Below are 20,467 nucleotides of genomic sequence, written 5' to 3' on the forward strand. Positions count from 1 at the left end.
TTACAGTCCATCTTAAAGCGCTTTCGGCGCACAGAGAGGAATTTCCGTGGCTGAAAGAAATTCCAGATGAAGGGTAACAGAACGCTAATCCGGAGTGCAGGCAAACCCTGCCGACGAAGCCACGTTACGGCGGTTGAGGTGATGGACGTTTTGTCCATAAACAGGGTGGTACCGCGAGCAAGCTCTCGTCCCTGAGCAGGGATGGGAGTTTTTTATATTTTTAAGGGAGGAAGGAAACGTGAAAAAGCTAACATCTGCTCAAGTACGTCAAATGTTTTTAGACTTTTTTAAAGAAAAAGGTCACGCCGTTGAGCCGAGCGCATCGCTTATTCCAATTGACGACCCGTCATTGTTATGGATTAACAGCGGTGTCGCAACGTTAAAAAAATATTTTGATGGCCGTGTCATTCCGGACAATCCGCGCATTTGTAACGCGCAAAAGTCGATTCGTACAAACGATATTGAAAACGTCGGAAAAACGGCGCGCCATCATACGTTTTTTGAAATGCTCGGAAACTTTTCAATCGGTGATTATTTTAAACGAGAAGCCATTCACTGGGCATGGGAGTTTTTAACGAGCGAAAAATGGATCGGCTTTGATCCAAACCGTCTTTCTGTGACGATTCATCCAGAAGATGAAGAAGCGTTTGACATTTGGCATAACGAAATTGGTTTGCCAGAAGAACGAATTATTCGTTTAGAAGGAAACTTCTGGGATATCGGGGAAGGCCCAAGCGGCCCAAATACAGAAATTTTCTACGATCGCGGGGAACAATTTGGTAACGATCCGAACGATCCCGAATTATATCCTGGCGGAGAAAACGAACGTTATTTAGAAGTATGGAACCTCGTCTTTTCTCAATTTAACCATAACCCTGACGGCACGTATACGCCGCTTCCGAAGAAAAACATTGATACAGGCATGGGGCTAGAGCGGATGTGCTCGATTTTACAAGACGTGCCGACAAACTTCGATACGGATTTATTTATGCCGATCATTCGAGCGACGGAACAAATTTCAGGTGAAACATATCGCACCGATGCAGAAAAAGATGTCGCATTTAAAGTTATTGCCGACCATATTCGTACGGTCACGTTTGCCATTGGCGACGGAGCGCTTCCATCAAACGAAGGACGCGGCTACGTCTTACGTCGCTTATTGCGCCGTGCGGTTCGCTATGCAAAACAATTAAACATTCAACGTCCGTTTATGTATGAGCTCGTTCCGGTTGTCGGCGAAATTATGGTCGACTATTATCCGGAAGTGAAAGAAAAAGCACAATTTATTCAAAAAGTGATTAAAAACGAAGAAGAGCGCTTCCATGAAACATTAAATGAAGGTCTTGCGATTTTAGCGAGCGTCATTGAAAAAGAAAAACAACGTGGTAGTGACACGATTAGCGGTGAAGATGTATTCCGTTTGTACGATACATACGGCTTCCCGGTTGAATTAACGGAAGAGTATGCGGCGGAAGAAGGAATGAAAGTGGATCACGACGGTTTTGAACGTGAAATGGAGCGACAACGTGAGCGAGCACGTGCTGCGCGTCAAGATGTTGATTCGATGCAAGTTCAAGGCGGCGTATTAGGTGACATTAAAGTGGAAAGCACGTTTGTCGGCTACGAACAACTTTCTGTTTCCTCTGTCGTGGAAGTGATCGTAAAAGACGGTCAACTTGTCAATGAAGTACGCGCAGGGGAAGAAGCACAAGTCATTTTACGTGAAACGCCGTTTTATGCAGAAAGCGGTGGACAAATTGCCGACCGTGGCTGGATCGAAGGAGAAACAGGAAAAGCGTACGTCAAAGATGTACAAAAAGCACCGAACGGCCAACATTTACATCATATCGTTGTCGAACACGGTGTTATTCAAACAAACAGCACATATACAGCGCATGTCGATGAAGCGGCGCGCGTCGATATCGTGAAAAACCATACAGCGACGCATTTGTTACATCAAGCGTTAAAAGATGTGCTTGGCGTGCATGTAAACCAAGCAGGCTCGCTTGTTGCGCCTGATCGTTTACGCTTTGACTTCACTCATTTCGGTCAAGTGAAACAAGAAGAACTTGAACAAATTGAGGCGATCGTCAACGAACAAATTTGGCGTAATCTTCCTGTAAACATCGACTATAAGCCGCTTGATGAAGCGAAAGCGATGGGGGCGATGGCGCTGTTTGGCGAAAAGTATGGTGACATCGTGCGCGTTGTGCAAGTAGGCGACTATAGCTTAGAGCTTTGTGGTGGTTGCCATGTCACAAATACGGCGGAAATCGGCTTGTTTAAAATCGTTTCTGAATCAGGTATTGGCGCAGGCACACGCCGCATTGAAGCGGTCACAGGAAAAGCAGCGTATCGTTTAATGAACGATCAAATTGCATTGTTAAAAGAAGTAGCGGAAAAATTAAAAACGAACCCGAAAGATGTGCTCACGCGCATCGATACGCTTATGAATGACATGCGCGAATTGCAACGTGAAAACGAATCGCTTGCTGCCCGTTTAAGCCATATGGAAGCAGAAAACTTAGTCAACCAAACGAAAGAAATCAATGGCGTTCAACTTGTTGTAAGCAAAGTAAATAACGCTGATATGAACAGCTTACGTGCAATGGTCGACGATTTAAAACAAAAATTAGGATCAGCAATCATTGTGCTTGCTTCTGTACAACAAAATAAAGTAAACTTAATTGCCGGTGTCACAAACGACTTAATCGACCGCGGTTATCACGCTGGAAAACTCATTAAAGAAGTGGCGACGCGTTGCGGCGGCGGCGGTGGCGGCCGAGCAGATATGGCACAAGCAGGCGGAAAAGATGCGAATAAAGTAGACGAAGCATTGAAATTTGTCGAGCAGTGGGTAAAATCTGTTTAATAAACGGTAGAAATCGTGTACAATGGATGTAAGGATGGATATGCCAGATTTCTCGGAACGTGAGAGTGGGGTGCAAAAACGATGAGTTCGTTTGATAATACAATGCAATTTAACTTCTCGGAAGAGCCGATGAACGTCGATGTTCGAGAAGTATTGCTTACTGTATACGACGCGTTGCAAGAAAAAGGATATAACCCGATTAACCAAATTGTCGGCTACTTATTGTCTGGTGATCCAGCTTACATCCCTCGCCATAAAGATGCCAGAAACTTAATTCGAAAAGTTGATCGTGACGAATTAATTGAAGAATTAGTGAAATTCTATTTACGAACACATCGCGAGGAATAGCCATATGCGTATTTTAGGATTAGACGTTGGAACGAAAACGCTCGGCGTTGCTGTAAGCGACGAATTAGGATGGACGGCTCAAGGCATCGAGACGATTCGCATCGATGAAGAACATGGCGAATATGGTTTTGACCGTTTGCGGCAACTGATCGAGCAATATGCGGTCGAAGAAATCGTCGTCGGGTTTCCGAAAAACATGAACGGCACGATCGGACCGCGCGGTGAAGCGACAAAACGCTTTGCAGAACAAGTGAAACAAACGTTTTCACTTCCTGTCGTCTTGTGGGACGAAAGGTTGTCTACAATGGCGGCAGAGCGCATGTTGATCGCTGCGGACGTCAGTCGAAAAAAGCGAAAGAAAGTGATCGACAAAATGGCCGCAGTGATGATTTTACAATCGTATTTGGACCATAAACAATTGAGGTGAACATGATGGAACACGGTGAAAAACACATTACAGTCGTTGATGACAACGGCAATGAGCAACTTTGTGAAGTATTATTTACGTTTGAATCTGAGGAATTCGGAAAATCTTATGTTTTGTACTACCCAATTGGTGCAGAAGAAGATGACAACGAAGAAATCGAAATTCACGCATCTTCCTTTATCCCAGGAGAAGATGGGCAAGCAGGAGAATTGCAGCCGATCGAAACAGAAGAAGAATGGGAAATGATTGAAGAAATGTTAAACACATTCCTCGGCGAAGAGGAAGAAGAGGAAGAATAAGAGGCTGACTGCGCGTCAGCTTCTTTTTTTATTTATGTCATGTCGTGGTTTGTAGTATAATGTCAAAAGTGAGGGGAGGATAGCGTATGTTACAAGAACACGAAGCGAAAACGGTGCGAAAAATTGTTTTATATATTACTGCACCTTTGTTATTGTTCATGGTTGCTGCATGCATTGGTTTATTTGTATACATTCGTTCTGCTTTGCAACCGGTTGATCCGAGCGACAAAACACCGATTCAAGTGGAAATTCCGATCGGTTCATCGGTGTATACAATCGCAAATATATTAGAAAAAAACGGTGTCGTAAAAGATGCAACGATTTTTCGCTATTACGTAAAATTTAAAAACCATGCGGACTTTCAAGCCGGCAATTATACGTTTACAAAAGCAATGACATTTGAACAAATTGTAAAGCAACTTAAAACAGGGAAAGTTGTGAAAGAACCAAAATTGAAAATAACGATTCCAGAAGGAAAACAGTTGACGCAAATTGCGACGATTATGTCACAAAAGACGGGCTATTCCACAGAAGACATTATGGCGAAATTAACAAATCGCACGTATATTGAAGAGTTAATGAAAAAATATCCTTCTGTTTTAACAGCGGATATTTTAAATAAAAACATTCGTTATGCGCTGGAAGGATATTTATTCCCAGCAACCTATTCATTTACGGAAGAAAAACCGCCACTTGAAGAAATGATTGAAACGATGATCGCTAAAACGGAAGAAATATTGGCGAAATATACGGAAGATATGGAAGCGCGCGGCATGACAGTTCATCAATTGTTAACGATGGCTTCACTTATTGAAGAAGAAGCGACGGAAAAAGCGGATCGCGAAAAAATTGCTAGTGTGTTTTACAATCGATTGGAAAAAGGAATGCCGCTTCAAACAGACCCAACGGTTTTATATGCGCTCGGAAAGCATAAACAACGTGTATATTACAAAGACTTGGAAGTAAACTCACCGTATAACACGTATATGCATAAAGGACTTCCACCAGGGCCAATTGCAAATGCGGGAGAAATGTCGATTCATGCGGCGCTTCATCCAGCGGAAACGGACTACTTTTACTTTTTAGCAACACCAACAGGCGATGTTATTTTTACAAAAACGCTTGACGAACATAATCGTGAGAAGGCAAAATATATCGGAAAGCAATAAAACGTTCGCTTTTTATTTTGATTTATGGTAGTATATATAAAGTTATGGATCGTGATGAAACAAGAGTTCAATTCGTTTGAACTCTTGTTTTTGCGAGGAGGACAGTTCGTTGGTAAATGAGGAAATGATTCAATATGTAGAACGATTACTACCAAAAAAAGAAGAAGCGATCGTAGCGATGGAACGATATGCGCGTGAACATAACGTTCCGATTATGGATGCGCTTAGCATCGAAACGATGTTGCACATGTTAAAACTCGTGCAACCGATGCGTATTTTAGAAATCGGCACGGCCATTGGCTACTCTGCCATTCGGATGGCAAAAGCGTTGCCGCATGTACACATTGTCACGATCGAACGCGATGAAGAGCGCTATAAACAGGCGCTCGTTTATGTAGAGCAAACGAATACAAAAGAGCAAATAACGTTATTGTTTGGTGATGCGCTTGATATGGGCGACGAAGTGAAAAAGCATGCCCCTTTTGACGTATTATTTATTGACGCGGCAAAAGGACAATATCGCCGCTTTTTTGAGTTGTACGAGCCGCTATTAAGCGAGCGAGGAATCATTATAACAGATAACGTATTGTTTAAAGGGCTTGTCGCTACACATGAACCGATTGAACAAAAACGCATTCGCCAGCTGATTAAAAAAATTCAAGCATATAACGAATGGCTAATGGCGCATCCGCGCTATGAAACGGTCATCATTCCGATCGGGGATGGAATAGCGATATCGAGAAAAAGAGGTGAATAACATGAAAAAACCAGAATTGCTTGTTACGCCAACGAGCGTTGCGCATATGGAACAACTTGCTCAAGCGGGAGCAAATGCTGTAATGATCGGTGAACAACGGTACGGCTTACGCTTAGCAGGCGAATTTTCAAGGCAACATATCATCGATGCCATGCACGTGGCACGAAAGTACGGGGTGCGCGTATATGTTGCGATGAACGCGCTTTTTCATAACGATAAAGTGGATGAACTAGGTGATTACGTCCGCTTTTTATCCGAACAACAAGTGGACGCCATCGTATTTGGCGATCCAGCGGTGTTAATGACCGTACGAGAAGTCGCACCGCATATGAAACTTCATTGGAACACAGAAACGACAGCGACAAACTGGTATGCGTGCAACTATTGGGGACGAAAAGGAGCGAAACGTGCGGTCTTAGCGCGAGAGTTAAATATGGAAGAAATTATTGATATTAAAAATCATGCGGAAGTGGAAATTGAAGTGCAAGTACACGGCATGACGTGCATGTTTCAGTCGAAGCGGTCCCTCATCGGCAACTATTTTGAATATCAAGGCAAGTTTATGGAAGTACAACAAATGAAATATGCGAAAGGGCTCTTTTTATACGATAAAGAGCGCGACAATAAATATCCGATTTTTGAAGATGAAAACGGTACGCATATTATGAGTCCAAATGACATTTGCATTATCGATGAACTTGAAGACATGATCGATGCGGGCATTGATAGCTTTAAAATTGACGGCGTGCTTCATGAGCCAGAGTATATTACAGAAGTGACGAAATTATATCGTCGCGCGATCGATTTGTGCGCAGAAAATCGCGAGCAATACGAGGAAGAAAAAGGCGAGTTGTTTGCGCGCATTGAAGCGATTCAACCAACACATCGTCCGTTAGATACCGGCTTTTTCTTTAAAGAAACTGTATATTAAACGAAAAGGAGGGAGACGTATGAGCATATCACAAATCATCAACGGCAAGCGCGTCATTGTAAAAAAACCAGAGTTGCTTGCGCCAGCCGGCAACTTAGAAAAGCTCAAAGTAGCTGTGCATTACGGAGCGGATGCTGTTTTTATCGGTGGACAAGAATACGGCCTTCGTTCAAATGCCGACAACTTCACGCTTGAAGAAATGGCAGAAGGTGTACAATTTGCAAAGCAATATGGAGCAAAAATTTACGTCACGACAAACATTTACGCTCATAATGAAAACATTCCAGGGTTAGAAGAATATTTGCGCGGCCTAGAGAGCGTTGGCGTGCACGGCATTATCGTTGCCGACCCGCTCATTATTGAAACAGCACGCCGCGTCGCACCGAAATTAGAAGTGCACTTAAGTACACAGCAATCGCTCACGAACTGGAAAGCGGTACAATTTTGGAAAGAAGAAGGGCTCGAACGCGTCGTTTTAGCACGCGAAACAAGCGCGGAAGAAATTCGTGAAATTAAAGAGAAAGTCGATATTGAAATTGAAACGTTTATTCACGGTGCGATGTGTATCGCCTATTCTGGTCGTTGCGTATTAAGCAACCATATGACTGCGCGCGATTCAAACCGCGGTGGTTGCTGTCAATCGTGCCGTTGGGATTACGATTTGTACAAGCTTGAAGGCGATCAAGCGGTGGCGTTGTTTGATGAACATGACGACCCGTTTGCGATGAGCCCGAAAGATTTAAACTTAATTCAGTCCATTCCAAAAATGATTGAACTCGGCATCGATAGTTTAAAAATTGAAGGTCGCATGAAGTCGATTCACTACGTCGCTACCGTCGTTAGCGTGTATCGAAAAGTGATTGACGCCTACTGTGCCGATCCGGACAACTTTGTCATTCGGAAAGAGTGGTTAGATGAACTCGATAAATGTGCGAACCGCGATACAGCGCCAGCCTTTTTTGAAGGTGTTCCAGGCTATAAAGAGCAAATGTTTGGGGTGCATAGTAAAAAGACGACGTACGATTTCGTCGGTCTCGTGCTAGACTATGACAAAGACACACGTATCGTGACGTTACAACAACGCAACTTCTTTAAACCGGGCGATGAAGTAGAATTTTTCGGACCTGAAATTGAAAACTTTACACAAGTCATTGAAACGATTTGGGATGAAGAAGGAAACGAGCTTGACGCTGCGCGCCATCCGCTCCAAATCGTTCGTTTTAAAGTCGATCGAGAAGTTTTCCCATACAACATGATGAGAAAGGGGCACTAACATGAGGAAGAAACCGGTTGTGATCGGAGTCGCAGGTGGCTCTGGTTCGGGGAAAACGACCGTCACAAAAGCAATTTATGAACATTTTCAAGGACATTCTATTTTAATGCTTGAACAAGATTTTTATTATAAAGACCAAAGTCATTTACCGTTTGAAGAACGATTAAAAACAAACTACGATCATCCGCTCGCTTTTGACAATGATTTATTAATCGAGCATATTCATAAGCTTTTAAATTATGAACCGATCGATAAGCCTGTATATGACTACACGCTTCATACACGTTCAAACGAAGTCATTCGCGTCGAGCCGAAAGATGTTATTATTTTAGAAGGTATTCTTGTATTAGAAGATGAACGATTGCGCAACTTAATGGATATTAAAGTGTACGTCGATACAGATGCGGACATTCGTATTATTCGTCGCTTGTTGCGTGACATTAAAGAGCGTGGCCGCACGCTTGAGTCGGTCATCGAACAATATGTCAACGTCGTGCGTCCGATGCACAATCAATTTATCGAGCCGACGAAACGGTATGCTGACATTATTATTCCAGAAGGTGGCCATAATTACGTAGCCATTGATTTAATGGTTACAAAAATTCAAACGATTCTTGAACAAAAGTCTATTTTGTAATACCATAGCATAGATAATATGTAAACTTTTTGTCTTTTGTACGAACAGCTCGTTCGTACATTTTCCATACATAAATAAAAAGGAGTGAGTTACATGTCAATGGAAAAAGAATACCCAATGACGAAAGCTGGGAAGGAGAAACTCGAGCAAGAACTTGAATATTTAAAAACGGTGAAGCGAAAAGAAGTGGTAGAGCGCATTCAAATCGCACGCAGTTTCGGTGATTTATCCGAAAACTCGGAGTACGATGCAGCTAAAGATGAGCAAGCGTTCGTTGAATCACGCATCCAAATGCTTGAAAATATGATTCGCAATGCGAAAATTATTGAAGAAGATTTAGAAAGCACAGACGTCGTATCGCTCGGAAGAACGGTGACATTTATCGAGCTTCCAGATGGGGAAGAAGAATCGTATACGATCGTCGGTAGTGCAGAAGCGGATCCGTTTGAAGGAAAAATTTCAAACGACTCTCCAATTGCTAAATCTCTTATCGGTCGCCGCGTTGGCGAAGAAGTGACGGTTCATACGCCTGGTGGCGATATGGTTGTAAAAATCGTCGCGGTAAAATAGGTTTTAAAATGTGATACCTCGTCGACAATGAAGACGAGGTGTTTTTTATGATAAAAAAACGAATCATCATTATCTTAACGATGATACAATTAGGAATACTTGCGCTCGCAGGGCGACTCGTTCAACTACAACTTGTTAGCACCGAGTCGTTTCATGGGGTGAATTTAATTGAAGCAAGCGTTGCACAGCGGACGGAACAGCTTGTGATTGATAACGGACGCGGCATGTTCGTCGCACGAAACGGCGAGCCGCTCACATATGAATACATTCCGACGCTCGTGTTATTTCCTTTTTTAAAAAAAATGGACTGGCCCATTGATCAAATCGCAACGATTGTTTCCATGCCAAAAGAAACGATAAAACGGCAGCTTGAAACGGCGAAAGGTCCGATCATTTTGCACAATGGACAACAACCAATTCAACTGCAACCTTGGCAAATGGAGCGGATTAATGATTTGCGCATTCCAGGTGTGATTGCCGTTCATAAACAGTACGAACTCAAACAAAAATATGCGCAACATGTCATCGGCTTACTTGGAGAAAATGTTAAAGTGTTAAAAGAACGCTACGCGGATCGAAACTTATCTCCAAAAACAAAAATAGGCGTGTCTGGCTTACAAAGTTCGTTTGATGAATTTTTAATTCCTGATGGGGAAACGAAGTTATTGTATCACGTAGATGCTCGCGGTGAGCCGCTGTTTGGGATGGATGTGAAATATACGGAGCAGGCGAATCCGTTTTATCCGATTACGGTACAAACGACGATTGATCGCACCCTTCAACAGCGTGTTGAACAAATTGTAGCGCAACATGGCATGCAAAAAGGGGCTGTCGTTTTACTTGATGTCAAAACAAATGACGTCCTCGCTTTAGCGAGCGCTCCCGCCATCGATGAACGAGATCCGTACAAAGATGGAGCGATGGAAAATAAAGCGCTTCTTCCTCAAGTGCCGGGATCTGTTTTTAAAGTCGTCGTTGCAGCTGCTGCGCTTGAACATGGACTCATTCACGGACAGACGTTTAACTGTGACCAAAAAATTAACGGTGAGCCAGAAGAAAAAAAGAAAGGGATGCGCACGTTTGAAGATAGTTTTGCGATCAGTTGCAACAGGACGTTTGGAGAGCTAGGAAAACAGTTGATTGCGATAGATAAAAATGTGTTTGAGACATATGCTCAAAAACTTGGATTGTTGCCGCGCGTTGGTTGGGAGGGAGATGTATATCACTTTCCATCGTTTCGCCCGCTTCATGAAGAGAAAAAAGGGAACATTTGGGGAGATGAACGGGATAAACATATTCCGCTTGCCGTCGCGCAAACGTCCATTGGACAAAAAGATGTGCGCGTTTCACCGCTTGCGGTCGCGAATATGATGGCAACGATTGCTCGGGGCGGTGAAGCAAAACAAGTGCGCATCGTTCAAAAAATGATGTATAAAGATGGAACGACGTTTTTTGCATTTGATGAGAAGCGATTAACGATGGATTCATTGCGCAAAGAGACGGTAGACGAACTGCAACAACTGTTACAACTTGTTGTGAAGCACCCAGAAGGGACGGGCCGTTCGTTTCAATCGTTGCCTTACGCCGTAGCAGGAAAATCAGGAACAGCGCAAACAGGAAAAAATGACGTAGTGAACAAATGGTTTGCGGGTTATTTTCCAGATGACCGTCCAAAATATGCGCTCGTTGTGGTACAATTAGAAACAACGTCCTCTGCCGCCGTCACGAACAGTATATTTGCCGATATCGTTCGTGCCACATATGAGTTGGAACAGAAAGGAAGGTACCAAGAGTGAGCAGCCGTTTTGCAAAACGTTCAAAACAAAGAAAAGTGAATCGTGTATTGAATACGTTCATTGCGATTGTGTTTGCGCTTATTTTATTTTTCGGATGGAAATGGTTGTTCGCTAACGACCGTTCCGTCAAGGAAACGAACGCTTCTCCGCAACCAGCACCAGTTGAAGTGGAAACAAATGAGCCGTCAAACGACGAACAACCATCTGAAACGGAAACAGAAACAAATGAACAACAGCCGAACGACAACGTACAAGAAACGGTTGTTGAAGATCCAAATTCAAACGCCATTCGCGAAATTGTTAACCCGTCATGGCAGCCGATCGGTACAACCCAATCGGAGCCGCATGTGACACAATATGATAAAAACTCTGTTGATTGGAAGGAAATGCTCGATGCCATTAGTTATGCGACAGGCATTTCTTCTTCTGATCTGATCGTCTGGTTTATCGGAAATGGCGGCAGTCCGAACCACGCCGTTGCCACCGTCTCAAAAAAAGATAAAACAGAACATTATAAAGTGTTTATCGAATGGGTGACCGACGAAGGTTGGAAGCCGACAAAAGTGCAACAACTAAAAGAAATAGAGCGCCGTCCGTGACGCTCTATTTTTTTGCTTTAAAATGCACCATCGCACTGTATAGACGTTGTCCGTTTTCTAACAGCTGTACGTCATACGACACATGATACACTTCAAGCATAATCGCTTTGTTATGTTCAATTTGTTCATTAATTTTCTTTTCCAATGTCTTTAAATCTGTCGCTTCAAAAAACTCCACTTTATCTTGAATGAGATCAAACGTAATCATTGTCTTCCTCCTTTCTACACGTAGTTTAACACATTTCCATTGAACATCTAAAAAAAATATGGTAGATTGAGAACAGCAATACATTAAATTCATACTATACTTATAGGAATTATTATAATTATGGAGTGTGACATCATGGGACGTGAGTTTTTAGACATCTTTGAAACGTGGGCGCAGTCGTACGATTCGTCTGTATACGGACACGATGAACAATATCGTGACGTATTTGACGGATATGAGGCGATTTTAAATACAGTCGTTGAAAAAAGTGGCGATGTCGTGCTAGAGTTCGGCGTTGGCACAGGAAATTTAACGAAAAAGCTTATCGAGGCGAAAAAAACAGTGTACGGCATCGAGCCGTCTGCCCCGATGCGCGAGCTGGCGAAAGAAAAACTTGGAGATGTGTCCGTTGAGGATGGTGACTTTTTACAATTTCCGTTGCTGAATGAACCGATCGATACGATCGTGAGCACGTATGCGTTTCACCATTTAACAGATACGGAAAAAGAAGAAGCGATCGGCAAATATAGCGCACTTCTTCGTAAAGGTGGTAAAATAGTGTTTGCTGATACAGCGTTTATCGACCGCGAAGCGCACGAGGCGATGATTGCAGAAGCGAAACAAAAAGGATTCGTCGATTTAGCCGAAGATTTACAACGGGAATATTACACGACGATTCCTGCTCTTGAGCATATGTTTACAACGCACGGTTTTACCGTCACATTTACGCCAATGAATCGTTTCGTCTGGTTGATGGAGGCTGTGAAACAATAAGTGAAAGAGGTTGAAACGATGAAAATAGCAATCATTGGAGCGATGGAAGAAGAAGTGGCGATTTTGCGCGAAAAAATTGCCGATCGAACAGAAACGACGGTAGCGAATTGTTCTTTTTATAGCGGCACGTTAGATGGGGCAGACGTCGTTTTATTAAAATCAGGCATCGGTAAAGTGAATGCAGCGATGTCGATGACGATTTTACTTGAACGTTTTGCCCCAGATGTCGTTATTAACACAGGTTCAGCTGGCGGTTTTGCGCCATCATTAAACGTTGGAGATATCGTCATTTCGACTGAAGTTGTTCATCACGACGTCGACGTCACCGCATTTGGCTATGCATACGGTCAAGTGCCAGGCATGCCAGCGCGCTATAAGGCAGATGAACGATTAGTACAAGCGGCTGAAACGAGCGCAGCGCACATTCGTGCCATCCAAGTGGCGAAAGGATTAATTGCGACAGGCGATTCATTTATGCACGATCCTGCGCGCGTTGATTTTGTGCGCACGCAGTTTCCTGATTTATATGCTGTGGAAATGGAAGCGGCCGCGATTGCGCAAGTATGCCATCAGTTTGGTGTGCCGTTTGTCGTCATTCGTGCATTATCAGACATCGCTGGCAAAGAGTCGAACGTATCGTTTGAACAATTTTTACAAAAAGCAGCCCTTCATTCATCTGAGCTTGTTCAATTAATGGTAAACGAGTTAAACAAATAGGAGAGTTTTCCTCTCCTTCTTTTTATCTTTCGGGAGGTCACAACATGAAGGTAGCGAAAAACGTGCATGAATTAATCGGGAATACGCCGATCGTTGAAATTACACAGTTTCCGCTTCCAAAAGGAGTACGTTTATTTGCGAAGCTCGAATATTTGAATCCGGGTGGAAGCGTGAAAGATCGTCTCGGTCAAGAGCTGCTAAACGATGCACTAGCGACAGGAAAGCTTAAAGAAGGGGGAACGATTATTGAACCGACGGCAGGAAATACAGGAATTGGTCTTGCGCTTGCAGCGATCGGGAAAAATATTCGCGTCATTTTTTGCGTTCCAGAAAAATTTAGCATCGAAAAACAACAACTGATGCGCGCGCTTGGCGCAACGGTAATCAACACCCCAACGAGCGAAGGGATGGCGGGAGCGATTCGCAAAGCGAAAGAGCTTGCTGCGGAAATTCCGAACGCTTATTGCCCACAACAGTTTGAAAATCCAGCGAACCCACGCACGTACTACAAAACGCTTGGACCAGAAATTTGGGAACAACTGAACGGACAAATTGATGTATTTGTCGCCGGTGCTGGATCAGGCGGCACATTTATGGGTACGGCTAAATTTTTGAAAGAAAAAAATGCAAGTATTAAAACGGTCATCGTTGAACCTGAAGGCTCGATTTTAAACGGCGGAAAACCGGGCCCGCATCGAACGGAAGGCATCGGGATGGAAAGTTTAACACCATATATGGATGAAAGCTATTTTGATGCGATTTATACAATTCTCGATGACGATGCATTTCGTCGCGTCAAAGAACTTGCCCTAAAAGAAGGATTGCTTGTCGGCAGCTCATCTGGGGCAGCGTTTCATGCGGCGTTGCTAGAGGCGGAACAAGCGAAAGAAGGAACGAACATCGTCGTCATTTTCCCAGATAGTAGCGAACGATATTTAAGTAAAAACATTTACGAAGGTGGGATGTAACGTGAGAAGAAAAACGAAACTCATTCATGGCGGCATTGTGGGAGATGCCCATACAGGTGCTGTATCCGTTCCGATTTATCAAGTGAGCACGTATAAACAAGAGGCAGTCGGGGTGCATAAAGGATATGAATATTCGCGCACAGGCAATCCGACGCGCCATGCGTTAGAGGAGCTCATTAAAGATGTGGAAGAAGGATATGCAGGTTTTGCGTTTAGTTCAGGTATGGCAGCGATTACCGCAGTCATGATGTTGTTCAATAGTGGCGACCACGTCATTTTAACGGACGACGTATACGGTGGCACATATCGCGTCATGACGAAAGTATTAAACCGCTTGGGCATTGCATCAACGTTTGTCGATACGAGCGACTTAGCGAACATTGAAGCGCACATTCAACCAAACACGAAAGCGATTTATATCGAAACGCCGACAAATCCGCTTTTAAAAATTACTGATTTACAAGGTGCATCAGAAATTGCGAAACGTCATGGACTATTGATGATTGTCGACAACACGTTTAGCACGCCATATTGGCAAACGCCGATCGCATTTGGTGCAGACATCGTCATTCATAGCGCCACAAAATATTTAGGTGGACATAGCGATGTCGTCGCAGGGCTTGTCGTCGTCAATAACGAACAACTCGCGCAAGATGTACATTTTATTCAAAACTCAACAGGTGGCATTCTCGGCCCACAAGATTCATGGCTATTAATGCGCGGCATGAAAACGCTCGGCATTCGCATGGAAGAACACGAACAAAATACGCACAAAATTGTTGAATTTTTAATCAACCATCCAGCTGTCACACGCGTATACTACCCAGGTCTTCCGTCTCATCCAAACTATGACGTAGCGAAAAAACAAATGCGCGGATTTGGAGGTATGGTTTCATTTGACGTCGGCAGCGGCGAAAAGGCAGAACAAGTATTAACCCGCGTCCGTTACTTTACACTTGCGGAAAGCTTAGGTGCAGTAGAAAGTTTAATTTCACTCCCAGCAAAAATGACGCACGCCTCTATTCCGAAAGAGCGTCGCGACGAATTGGGCATTACGGACGGGCTCATTCGCATTTCTGTCGGATTAGAAGATGCTGACGATTTAATAGAAGATTTAGCACAAGCGTTGGCATAAATTACATCGTCCCCTTTTTTCTTTTCTATGATACATTGAAAGAAGGAAGGGGGACGGTTATTTTGGATGAACAAAAGCGAAATTGGTTAGGAAAAGCGCGTGACTATAAAGCATACAGTCTCGTTTTATTTGCGCTTAGTGCGTTTTTATATGTCGGTACACTCATCCCAAGCGCAATCGACGGTGAAAAGCGTCCACTTGTGCTCGGCGCAGTATTCGTTCTCATGCTCGCCTCGATCTTTTTCACTCACCGTTCGCACGCATACGCACGAAAAATAGAAGAAGACGCATAAACCCATTTTCGAACAAAGAAAAAACGTGTAAAATAAAAGAAAATGGGCAAAGGGGGAATGCACGATGATGTGGATGATCACAGGCTTAGTCATCACAGCCGTCATTGGCTTTGTTATTATTGCGGAAGTGAACGCGGAAGCATAAAACAGTCTCCGAATCGGAGGCTGTTTTTTACACAACGGTTGTGAAAAACTTCACAACCGTCGTCGACCTCCAATCTTGCAAAAATCCCAGGGGATCGACGACAAGTTGTTTTTCGCGATTTTTGCATATGTAGCAAGGAATACAGGCTATTGACTGAATTTTCAAACGTGTGTATAATGGAGCTGTATAGCTTTTCCATGTGTTGATACATCAACACTTTTTTTGGTTTGTATCGTACCTATAAGGATTAAAAAGCTGTTCCGAGGTGTTTTTCGGAACAGCTTTTATGTTGTTATGATTGCCATAGCCCTTTCTTTTGTTGACGTGCTTTTCGTTCAGCTGTAATAAAGCGTTGTTGATATTTGACGTTTGGTTGAATTGTCATCACTCGTGCATATCCGTCTTGGACAAGCGTTTCGTTATAAAGCTCTTTTCCGACCCAAACATACGCTAGAAAACGGCCGTATTTGTCTTTCACTCCTACATCAAATTCAAGTGTAACCGTTTGATTGGTCAATCGTTTTTTTGTGTAGTTCGATGCCTCTTTTCCATATTTCTCTACTGGTTTTTGAGGATGGACAGTTTCTGGCGTATTAACGCCAATGAAACGAACTCGTGATGTTGCGCCGTTAGAAAAACGAACATCGATTGTGTCGCCATCTACTACACGAATAACTTTTACAACATGTTTTGAATTAACACGAATGTCAGGGGGATGAGTAGCTTTATTTGTTTGACGAATGATATTGCCATTTTTATCGTGATAATGATATTCTCCAGATTTTAGTCCCCATTTTTCGCAATTTGTTCGACAAGTATGCCCCCCGTTTGCATCTGTTTTCCCAGGATGAGCATATACAGAAGAAGTAAAGAAAAGAGTGAAAGCTGCAGCAAGTGATAATAGAACTCTTAACAATATCGATCCCTCCCAAGTCCTTATGTTTTTTGCTCCCTTCCCTATTATTTGTATATTTAAATATTATGTCAAGAAAGTGTAGAAGATAGATGGATATTTGCGAGTTTTTTGATTTCGAATTTATTAATATAATGACTGAATATGGTATGTTTTTAATTGTTAAATTTTATTGAAATTTCTTTTTATTTGACAAAAAACGACAACATTTTCTTTTCTTTTTCGATAAAATGAGGCAAAAGGAGGTGTCTTATGAGAATTATTTGCTCATTTCAAGTGAAAAAACTCCCAATTCATTATCGAATGGCAATTGTGTCGATCATGAAAGAAAGTATACGGACATCTAGCGAGGAATATTACGAAAAGTTGTACATGAATCAAAAAACAAAACCTTTCGTTTTCTCACCTTTTTTAAAAAACTTCTGTTTAAAAGGTGATGAAATTGAGCTAGATGAATTACGCGTTATTGTTAGTTCACCTGATTATGAATTTTTGCTTCATTTGTATAATGGTTTGCAAAGTAAAAAAAGGTTTGAATACAAAGGATACGAATTTATTCGAACAAAAATAGTAATGGGAGAGGAAAAAAAGATTACATCATCTGCTGTCATATTTCGAACGCTTTCTCCTTTGTTAATAGAAGATGAAAAGAAAATTCCCATTGCTCCAGATGATCCAAATTATGAAAAACATATCAATTACTTAGCCGATACGATTTTATATGAATATCGTGAGAAGGGATTATATAGACCGTTGACGGTGCGACCGATTCGATTTAAAAAGACGGTCATAAAAGAATCTAATCATCAATTTACTGAAAAGTATGGGGAACAACAGCATTTATACTTCACTGCGTATCATGGCTTATTTAAGGTAAGTGGAGACGCTGACGATCTACAATTGCTTTATCAACTCGGTTTATCAAAACGGCGTAATCAAGGATTTGGCATGCTTGAAGTGGAGGAGGTGAAGGAATGAAGGTTGAATTGCACATGGGGGAATGGATGATTAACATGGGACTTGTCGGGCTATATCGTGTGTTTGAATACGGACGGAAACATGAAATAATTAGCGAAGAACAAAAACATAGCGTGACAGTTAAACCATGGGGAATTGAATTGGATACCGATGTGCTTCCACAATTGCCACGGGCATATTTCTTGTATTTGTTGGAGGAGTATAGTGTTGCTAGAAGGGAATGCGAAAGATTAGATGCTTACATGGAACAGGTGAAGAATGAAGAACAGTTTAAAAATCATTTGACAGCGATAAAGAAAGTTATATCAGATACGGGGAAAAGAATTCTTAAATATTTCCCTAACCCTGAATTAGAAAACATCGTTGACAAAATGAAGGAAATAAAAAAATACGAACATATGGATCAGTTGTTAAAATATATTCATGCGTTTAAAAACATTGTGAATGAAGAAAAGATTAACGAAAAATTGACCTTCAATTATTTTAAAGCCGCTATATTACAATCTTTTTTTGGACAAGTATCTTTTTTAAATGTGACAAAGAATAGTTTGGATTTGGATGGACATGTAGAGGAGTTTTATAAAAGTTACGTGTTGCCTGTGATTAGCGATCTACAGTTGGAATGCACTCTTAGAGGTAGTCATTCTATTGAAGCGATAAGTTCTTTGTTAGAAAAACAGAGTGATTATCAACCGTTTAAACAATTAAAACGGGCATGGAAGAAAAAAACGTTAGAAGAAGTACAAGAATACATCAAGACAAAAATAAATAAGTGTCTGCTCTTCAATGAACATCTTGCTTTTTACAACTTCGAAGAAATGGTGTTTTCTCCGATAGGGGTTGCGAAAGACAATGCGTTTAACTTTAGTTGGCATTTTGATAGTCAGCAACCTAAACCGTTGTCTTCATTAGCTAAACTTGTGCTTTTATTCGCACCGATTGGCTCGACTATTTATTACAAAAACGAAGGAATAAATGAACAAACGGAACGACGACTGTATGCAGGTTTTGTTCAGACGGACGCTACTTTTGCGGAAGTTTTACAGAAAAACAATCATTTTAAGCAATTAAAGAAAAAAAGAGAGCCTTTTAACAAAATCGTCAGTCAACTCGTTCAAAGCGTAAAAAAAGAATCAGAGTATGTGATCGATCACTTATTTTTCCTGGAATTTTTTTCGGATTATAGTAGTAAAAAAACACACTTGCATTATTACCACCTTCCTATGTACTTAGCCCATTATTTCAAGCAATATGCTGACGGGCTTGATTACATCAAACCATACGACTATCGCGAGCAGTTTGTGCAATATGTATTGCGCGGCGCCGATCCAATTCATGTCATCTATCACTATTTGCGCGATTGCATCAAAAATGAAAGAAGTACGAACGGCCCGTACATTGCTGTGCGGGAGCGGAATCGAATTTTGCAGTTTAAAAAAGGAGTGAGAGATATGGCCACGACAGATAAAAGAGTAAGCGCATTGTTTATGCAAGGGCGAGAAATTCGCGATGCGATCATACGTTCAAGCGGTTCGGAGAAAAAAGTAACAAGCATTGCTTACCGTTTATTAAACGCTGCCAAAGCCGGAAATCGAAAAAGTTTTATGGATACGCTTATGCGTATTTATATGTCTACAGATCGTCCGATGTCACCTATTTTCTTAAATGCGCTACATGAACGGGATTTAGATTTTGCGACAGTGGCGAATGCGTTTATTGCTGGATTACTAGCAAATCAATATAAAGAAGAACAGGAGGAAGTTCAAGCATGAAAAAAGCGTTAACGATGACCGCGATTTTTCAAGCAAACTCATTAAACTATGGAGAAGGTATTGCTAATATTTCAGAGTTGAAAAAATTTCATCGCGGCGATGGCGAGGTATATACGTACGCATCGAGACAAAGTATCCGTTACGATATTGTTCGGCTCGGGAACGAACTGTTTGGGTGGAATTTAGATACGGTTGACAAAGCGAGTGGAGTTGTCCAATTTAAAAAAGATGTGACGATTAATGACTCTGTTGAAATGGACTTATTTGGATATTTAAAAACAGATAAAAATTCGCAAAAACGTCCTGCTGTTGTTCGGTTAAGCCATGCGATTTCGCTTGAGCCATACAAAAGTGATTTGGAATTTTTAAACAACATGGGACTCGCAAGTCGCATTGGACAAGATGCTAACTTGGCCAATATTGAACAACATCATAGTTTTTACACATATACGATTACCATCGATTTAAACCGTGTCGGTGTAGATGGGGAGATTGAACTTCCAAGCGAAGAAAAAGCGAACCGTGTCCTTCAGTTGCTTGAAGTGTTAAAAGTGCTAAACCGTAACATTCGCGGACGACAAGAAAATTTATCTCCTCTTTTTGTCATCGGTGGAATGTACAATGTCGCCAACCCGTTTTTCCTCGGGCGCGTGCAACTAAGTGTAACAGGGAACGGATGGGCTATTCAAACGAAGCCAATTAAAGAAACGATGGAACAAACATTTGCTGGAGAAGCGATCGGCAAGGATACACGCATCGGTATATTGAGCGGTGTTTTTGCAAATGAAGGAGAGTTGTACGATGTATTCAACGAGCAAGTGATGCCTGTCGAGCCGTTTTTCCAATATGTTTCAAAACAAATTCAAGCGTATTACGGTGTTTAAAT

Annotated in this window: 22 protein-coding genes; 20 read left to right on the top strand and 2 right to left on the bottom strand. The window is 42.0% G+C overall.

Annotated elements, in window-relative coordinates; genetic code table 11:
- Window positions 1-238: 238 nt before the first annotated feature.
- The 12 genes from alaS to HNR63_RS09550 all read left to right on the top strand — a co-directional run bounded on the left by alaS (window position 239) and on the right by HNR63_RS09550 (window position 11,678).
- Complete coding sequence (gene alaS / locus HNR63_RS09495) at window positions 239-2,872, top strand: alanine--tRNA ligase (RefSeq protein WP_085788106.1); 2,634 nt, start codon at window positions 239-241, stop codon at window positions 2,870-2,872.
- A gap of 81 nt (window positions 2,873-2,953) precedes the next feature.
- Window positions 2,954-3,220 (top strand): IreB family regulatory phosphoprotein, encoded by a 267-nt coding sequence (locus tag HNR63_RS09500; protein WP_026011524.1) that lies wholly within the window; start codon window positions 2,954-2,956, stop codon window positions 3,218-3,220.
- A gap of 4 nt (window positions 3,221-3,224) precedes the next feature.
- A complete protein-coding gene (ruvX, locus tag HNR63_RS09505) occupies window positions 3,225-3,647 on the top strand; it encodes a Holliday junction resolvase RuvX (RefSeq protein ID WP_021093924.1) in 423 nt (140 codons plus the stop codon).
- A gap of 5 nt (window positions 3,648-3,652) precedes the next feature.
- The gene (locus tag HNR63_RS09510) at window positions 3,653-3,946 is read left to right on the top strand and encodes a DUF1292 domain-containing protein (protein WP_181520668.1); all 294 of its coding nucleotides are present in this window, start codon (window positions 3,653-3,655) and stop codon (window positions 3,944-3,946) included.
- Window positions 3,947-4,032: 86 nt separating this feature from the next.
- Window positions 4,033-5,115, top strand: a complete 1,083-nt coding sequence (gene mltG / locus HNR63_RS09515; RefSeq protein ID WP_181520552.1) for an endolytic transglycosylase MltG — start codon at window positions 4,033-4,035, stop codon at window positions 5,113-5,115.
- A 109-nt stretch (window positions 5,116-5,224) separates the two neighbouring features.
- Window positions 5,225-5,872: an O-methyltransferase gene (locus tag HNR63_RS09520; RefSeq protein ID WP_021093927.1), complete on the top strand. Its 648-nt coding sequence runs from the start codon at window positions 5,225-5,227 to the stop codon at window positions 5,870-5,872.
- 1 nt (window position 5,873) lies between these two features.
- A complete protein-coding gene (locus HNR63_RS09525; RefSeq protein ID WP_181520553.1) occupies window positions 5,874-6,803 on the top strand; it encodes a peptidase U32 family protein in 930 nt (309 codons plus the stop codon).
- 19 nt (window positions 6,804-6,822) lie between these two features.
- A complete protein-coding gene (locus HNR63_RS09530) occupies window positions 6,823-8,076 on the top strand; it encodes a peptidase U32 family protein (protein WP_181520554.1) in 1,254 nt (417 codons plus the stop codon).
- A gap of 1 nt (window position 8,077) precedes the next feature.
- Window positions 8,078-8,713 (top strand): uridine kinase, encoded by a 636-nt coding sequence (udk, locus tag HNR63_RS09535; RefSeq protein WP_181520555.1) that lies wholly within the window; start codon window positions 8,078-8,080, stop codon window positions 8,711-8,713.
- Between the two features lie 93 nt (window positions 8,714-8,806).
- On the top strand, window positions 8,807-9,283 hold the full coding sequence (greA, locus tag HNR63_RS09540; RefSeq protein ID WP_009361671.1) for a transcription elongation factor GreA: 477 nt from the start codon (window positions 8,807-8,809) through the stop codon (window positions 9,281-9,283).
- Window positions 9,284-9,330: 47 nt separating this feature from the next.
- Window positions 9,331-11,079, top strand: a complete 1,749-nt coding sequence (locus HNR63_RS09545) for a peptidoglycan D,D-transpeptidase FtsI family protein (RefSeq protein ID WP_181520556.1) — start codon at window positions 9,331-9,333, stop codon at window positions 11,077-11,079.
- Window positions 11,076-11,678 (top strand): DUF1510 family protein, encoded by a 603-nt coding sequence (locus tag HNR63_RS09550; RefSeq protein WP_181520557.1) that lies wholly within the window; start codon window positions 11,076-11,078, stop codon window positions 11,676-11,678. The genes HNR63_RS09545 and HNR63_RS09550 overlap by 4 nt, the downstream gene beginning before the upstream one ends.
- A 4-nt stretch (window positions 11,679-11,682) precedes the next feature.
- On the opposite strand, the gene HNR63_RS09555 is transcribed toward HNR63_RS09550, so the two are convergent.
- Window positions 11,683-11,886: a DUF2536 family protein gene (locus tag HNR63_RS09555; RefSeq protein WP_181520558.1), complete on the bottom strand. Its 204-nt coding sequence runs from the start codon at window positions 11,884-11,886 to the stop codon at window positions 11,683-11,685.
- Window positions 11,887-12,021: 135 nt separating this feature from the next.
- Here HNR63_RS09555 and HNR63_RS09560 point away from each other — a divergent pair, with 135 nt between their 5' ends.
- The 5 genes from HNR63_RS09560 (at window position 12,022) to HNR63_RS09580 (ending at window position 15,773) form a co-directional block, all read left to right on the top strand.
- On the top strand, window positions 12,022-12,660 hold the full coding sequence (locus tag HNR63_RS09560) for a class I SAM-dependent methyltransferase (RefSeq protein WP_181520559.1): 639 nt from the start codon (window positions 12,022-12,024) through the stop codon (window positions 12,658-12,660).
- 18 nt (window positions 12,661-12,678) lie between these two features.
- Window positions 12,679-13,377, top strand: a complete 699-nt coding sequence (mtnN, locus tag HNR63_RS09565) for a 5'-methylthioadenosine/S-adenosylhomocysteine nucleosidase (protein WP_181520560.1) — start codon at window positions 12,679-12,681, stop codon at window positions 13,375-13,377.
- A 44-nt stretch (window positions 13,378-13,421) separates the two neighbouring features.
- Window positions 13,422-14,345, top strand: a complete 924-nt coding sequence (locus HNR63_RS09570; RefSeq protein ID WP_181520561.1) for a PLP-dependent cysteine synthase family protein — start codon at window positions 13,422-13,424, stop codon at window positions 14,343-14,345.
- Window position 14,346: 1 nt separating this feature from the next.
- On the top strand, window positions 14,347-15,480 hold the full coding sequence (locus HNR63_RS09575) for a bifunctional cystathionine gamma-lyase/homocysteine desulfhydrase (RefSeq protein ID WP_181520562.1): 1,134 nt from the start codon (window positions 14,347-14,349) through the stop codon (window positions 15,478-15,480).
- Between the two features lie 62 nt (window positions 15,481-15,542).
- The gene (locus HNR63_RS09580) at window positions 15,543-15,773 is read left to right on the top strand and encodes a YrhC family protein (protein WP_043965975.1); all 231 of its coding nucleotides are present in this window, start codon (window positions 15,543-15,545) and stop codon (window positions 15,771-15,773) included.
- 437 nt (window positions 15,774-16,210) lie between these two features.
- Here the strand turns inward: HNR63_RS09580 and HNR63_RS09585 are convergent, their stop codons facing one another.
- On the bottom strand, window positions 16,211-16,834 hold the full coding sequence (locus HNR63_RS09585) for a thermonuclease family protein (protein WP_181520563.1): 624 nt from the start codon (window positions 16,832-16,834) through the stop codon (window positions 16,211-16,213).
- A gap of 249 nt (window positions 16,835-17,083) precedes the next feature.
- On the opposite strand from HNR63_RS09585, the gene cas6 reads away from it, so the two are divergent.
- Genes cas6 through cas7i form a run of 3 tightly spaced genes read left to right on the top strand, consistent with a single transcriptional unit; the run spans window position 17,084 to window position 20,465 of the window.
- Window positions 17,084-17,809: a CRISPR-associated endoribonuclease Cas6 gene (gene cas6 / locus HNR63_RS09590; RefSeq protein WP_181520564.1), complete on the top strand. Its 726-nt coding sequence runs from the start codon at window positions 17,084-17,086 to the stop codon at window positions 17,807-17,809.
- The gene (cas8a1, locus tag HNR63_RS09595; RefSeq protein WP_181520565.1) at window positions 17,806-19,581 is read left to right on the top strand and encodes a type I-B CRISPR-associated protein Cas8b1/Cst1; all 1,776 of its coding nucleotides are present in this window, start codon (window positions 17,806-17,808) and stop codon (window positions 19,579-19,581) included. The genes cas6 and cas8a1 overlap by 4 nt, the downstream gene beginning before the upstream one ends.
- Window positions 19,578-20,465 carry a type I-B CRISPR-associated protein Cas7/Cst2/DevR gene (gene cas7i, locus HNR63_RS09600; protein WP_181520566.1) on the top strand — a complete coding sequence of 296 codons (888 nt, stop codon included), beginning with the start codon at window positions 19,578-19,580 and terminating at the stop codon, window positions 20,463-20,465. The genes cas8a1 and cas7i overlap by 4 nt, the downstream gene beginning before the upstream one ends.
- Window positions 20,466-20,467 lie beyond the last annotated feature (2 nt).

Origin of the sequence: Anoxybacillus ayderensis (assembly GCF_013761015.1) — a bacterium.
In the GTDB taxonomy this organism is placed as follows: Bacteria; Bacillota; Bacilli; order Bacillales; family Anoxybacillaceae; genus Anoxybacillus; species Anoxybacillus ayderensis.

Excerpts from the sequence above, each read along its gene's own strand:
- HNR63_RS09500 (WP_026011524.1), top strand. The coding sequence starts at position 2,954 with ATGAGTTCGTTTGATAATACAATGCAATTTAACTTCTCGGAAGAGCCG.
- ruvX (WP_021093924.1), top strand. The coding sequence starts at position 3,225 with ATGCGTATTTTAGGATTAGACGTTGGAACGAAAACGCTCGGCGTTGCT.
- HNR63_RS09510 (WP_181520668.1), top strand. The coding sequence starts at position 3,653 with ATGGAACACGGTGAAAAACACATTACAGTCGTTGATGACAACGGCAAT.
- mltG (WP_181520552.1), top strand. The coding sequence starts at position 4,033 with ATGTTACAAGAACACGAAGCGAAAACGGTGCGAAAAATTGTTTTATAT.
- HNR63_RS09525 (WP_181520553.1), top strand. The coding sequence starts at position 5,874 with ATGAAAAAACCAGAATTGCTTGTTACGCCAACGAGCGTTGCGCATATG.
- HNR63_RS09530 (WP_181520554.1), top strand. The coding sequence starts at position 6,823 with ATGAGCATATCACAAATCATCAACGGCAAGCGCGTCATTGTAAAAAAA.
- udk (WP_181520555.1), top strand. The coding sequence starts at position 8,078 with ATGAGGAAGAAACCGGTTGTGATCGGAGTCGCAGGTGGCTCTGGTTCG.
- greA (WP_009361671.1), top strand. The coding sequence starts at position 8,807 with ATGTCAATGGAAAAAGAATACCCAATGACGAAAGCTGGGAAGGAGAAA.
- HNR63_RS09545 (WP_181520556.1), top strand. The coding sequence starts at position 9,331 with ATGATAAAAAAACGAATCATCATTATCTTAACGATGATACAATTAGGA.
- HNR63_RS09555 (WP_181520558.1), bottom strand. The coding sequence starts at position 11,886 with ATGATTACGTTTGATCTCATTCAAGATAAAGTGGAGTTTTTTGAAGCG.
- HNR63_RS09560 (WP_181520559.1), top strand. The coding sequence starts at position 12,022 with ATGGGACGTGAGTTTTTAGACATCTTTGAAACGTGGGCGCAGTCGTAC.
- mtnN (WP_181520560.1), top strand. The coding sequence starts at position 12,679 with ATGAAAATAGCAATCATTGGAGCGATGGAAGAAGAAGTGGCGATTTTG.
- HNR63_RS09570 (WP_181520561.1), top strand. The coding sequence starts at position 13,422 with ATGAAGGTAGCGAAAAACGTGCATGAATTAATCGGGAATACGCCGATC.
- cas6 (WP_181520564.1), top strand. The coding sequence starts at position 17,084 with ATGAGAATTATTTGCTCATTTCAAGTGAAAAAACTCCCAATTCATTAT.
- cas8a1 (WP_181520565.1), top strand. The coding sequence starts at position 17,806 with ATGAAGGTTGAATTGCACATGGGGGAATGGATGATTAACATGGGACTT.
- cas7i (WP_181520566.1), top strand. The coding sequence starts at position 19,578 with ATGAAAAAAGCGTTAACGATGACCGCGATTTTTCAAGCAAACTCATTA.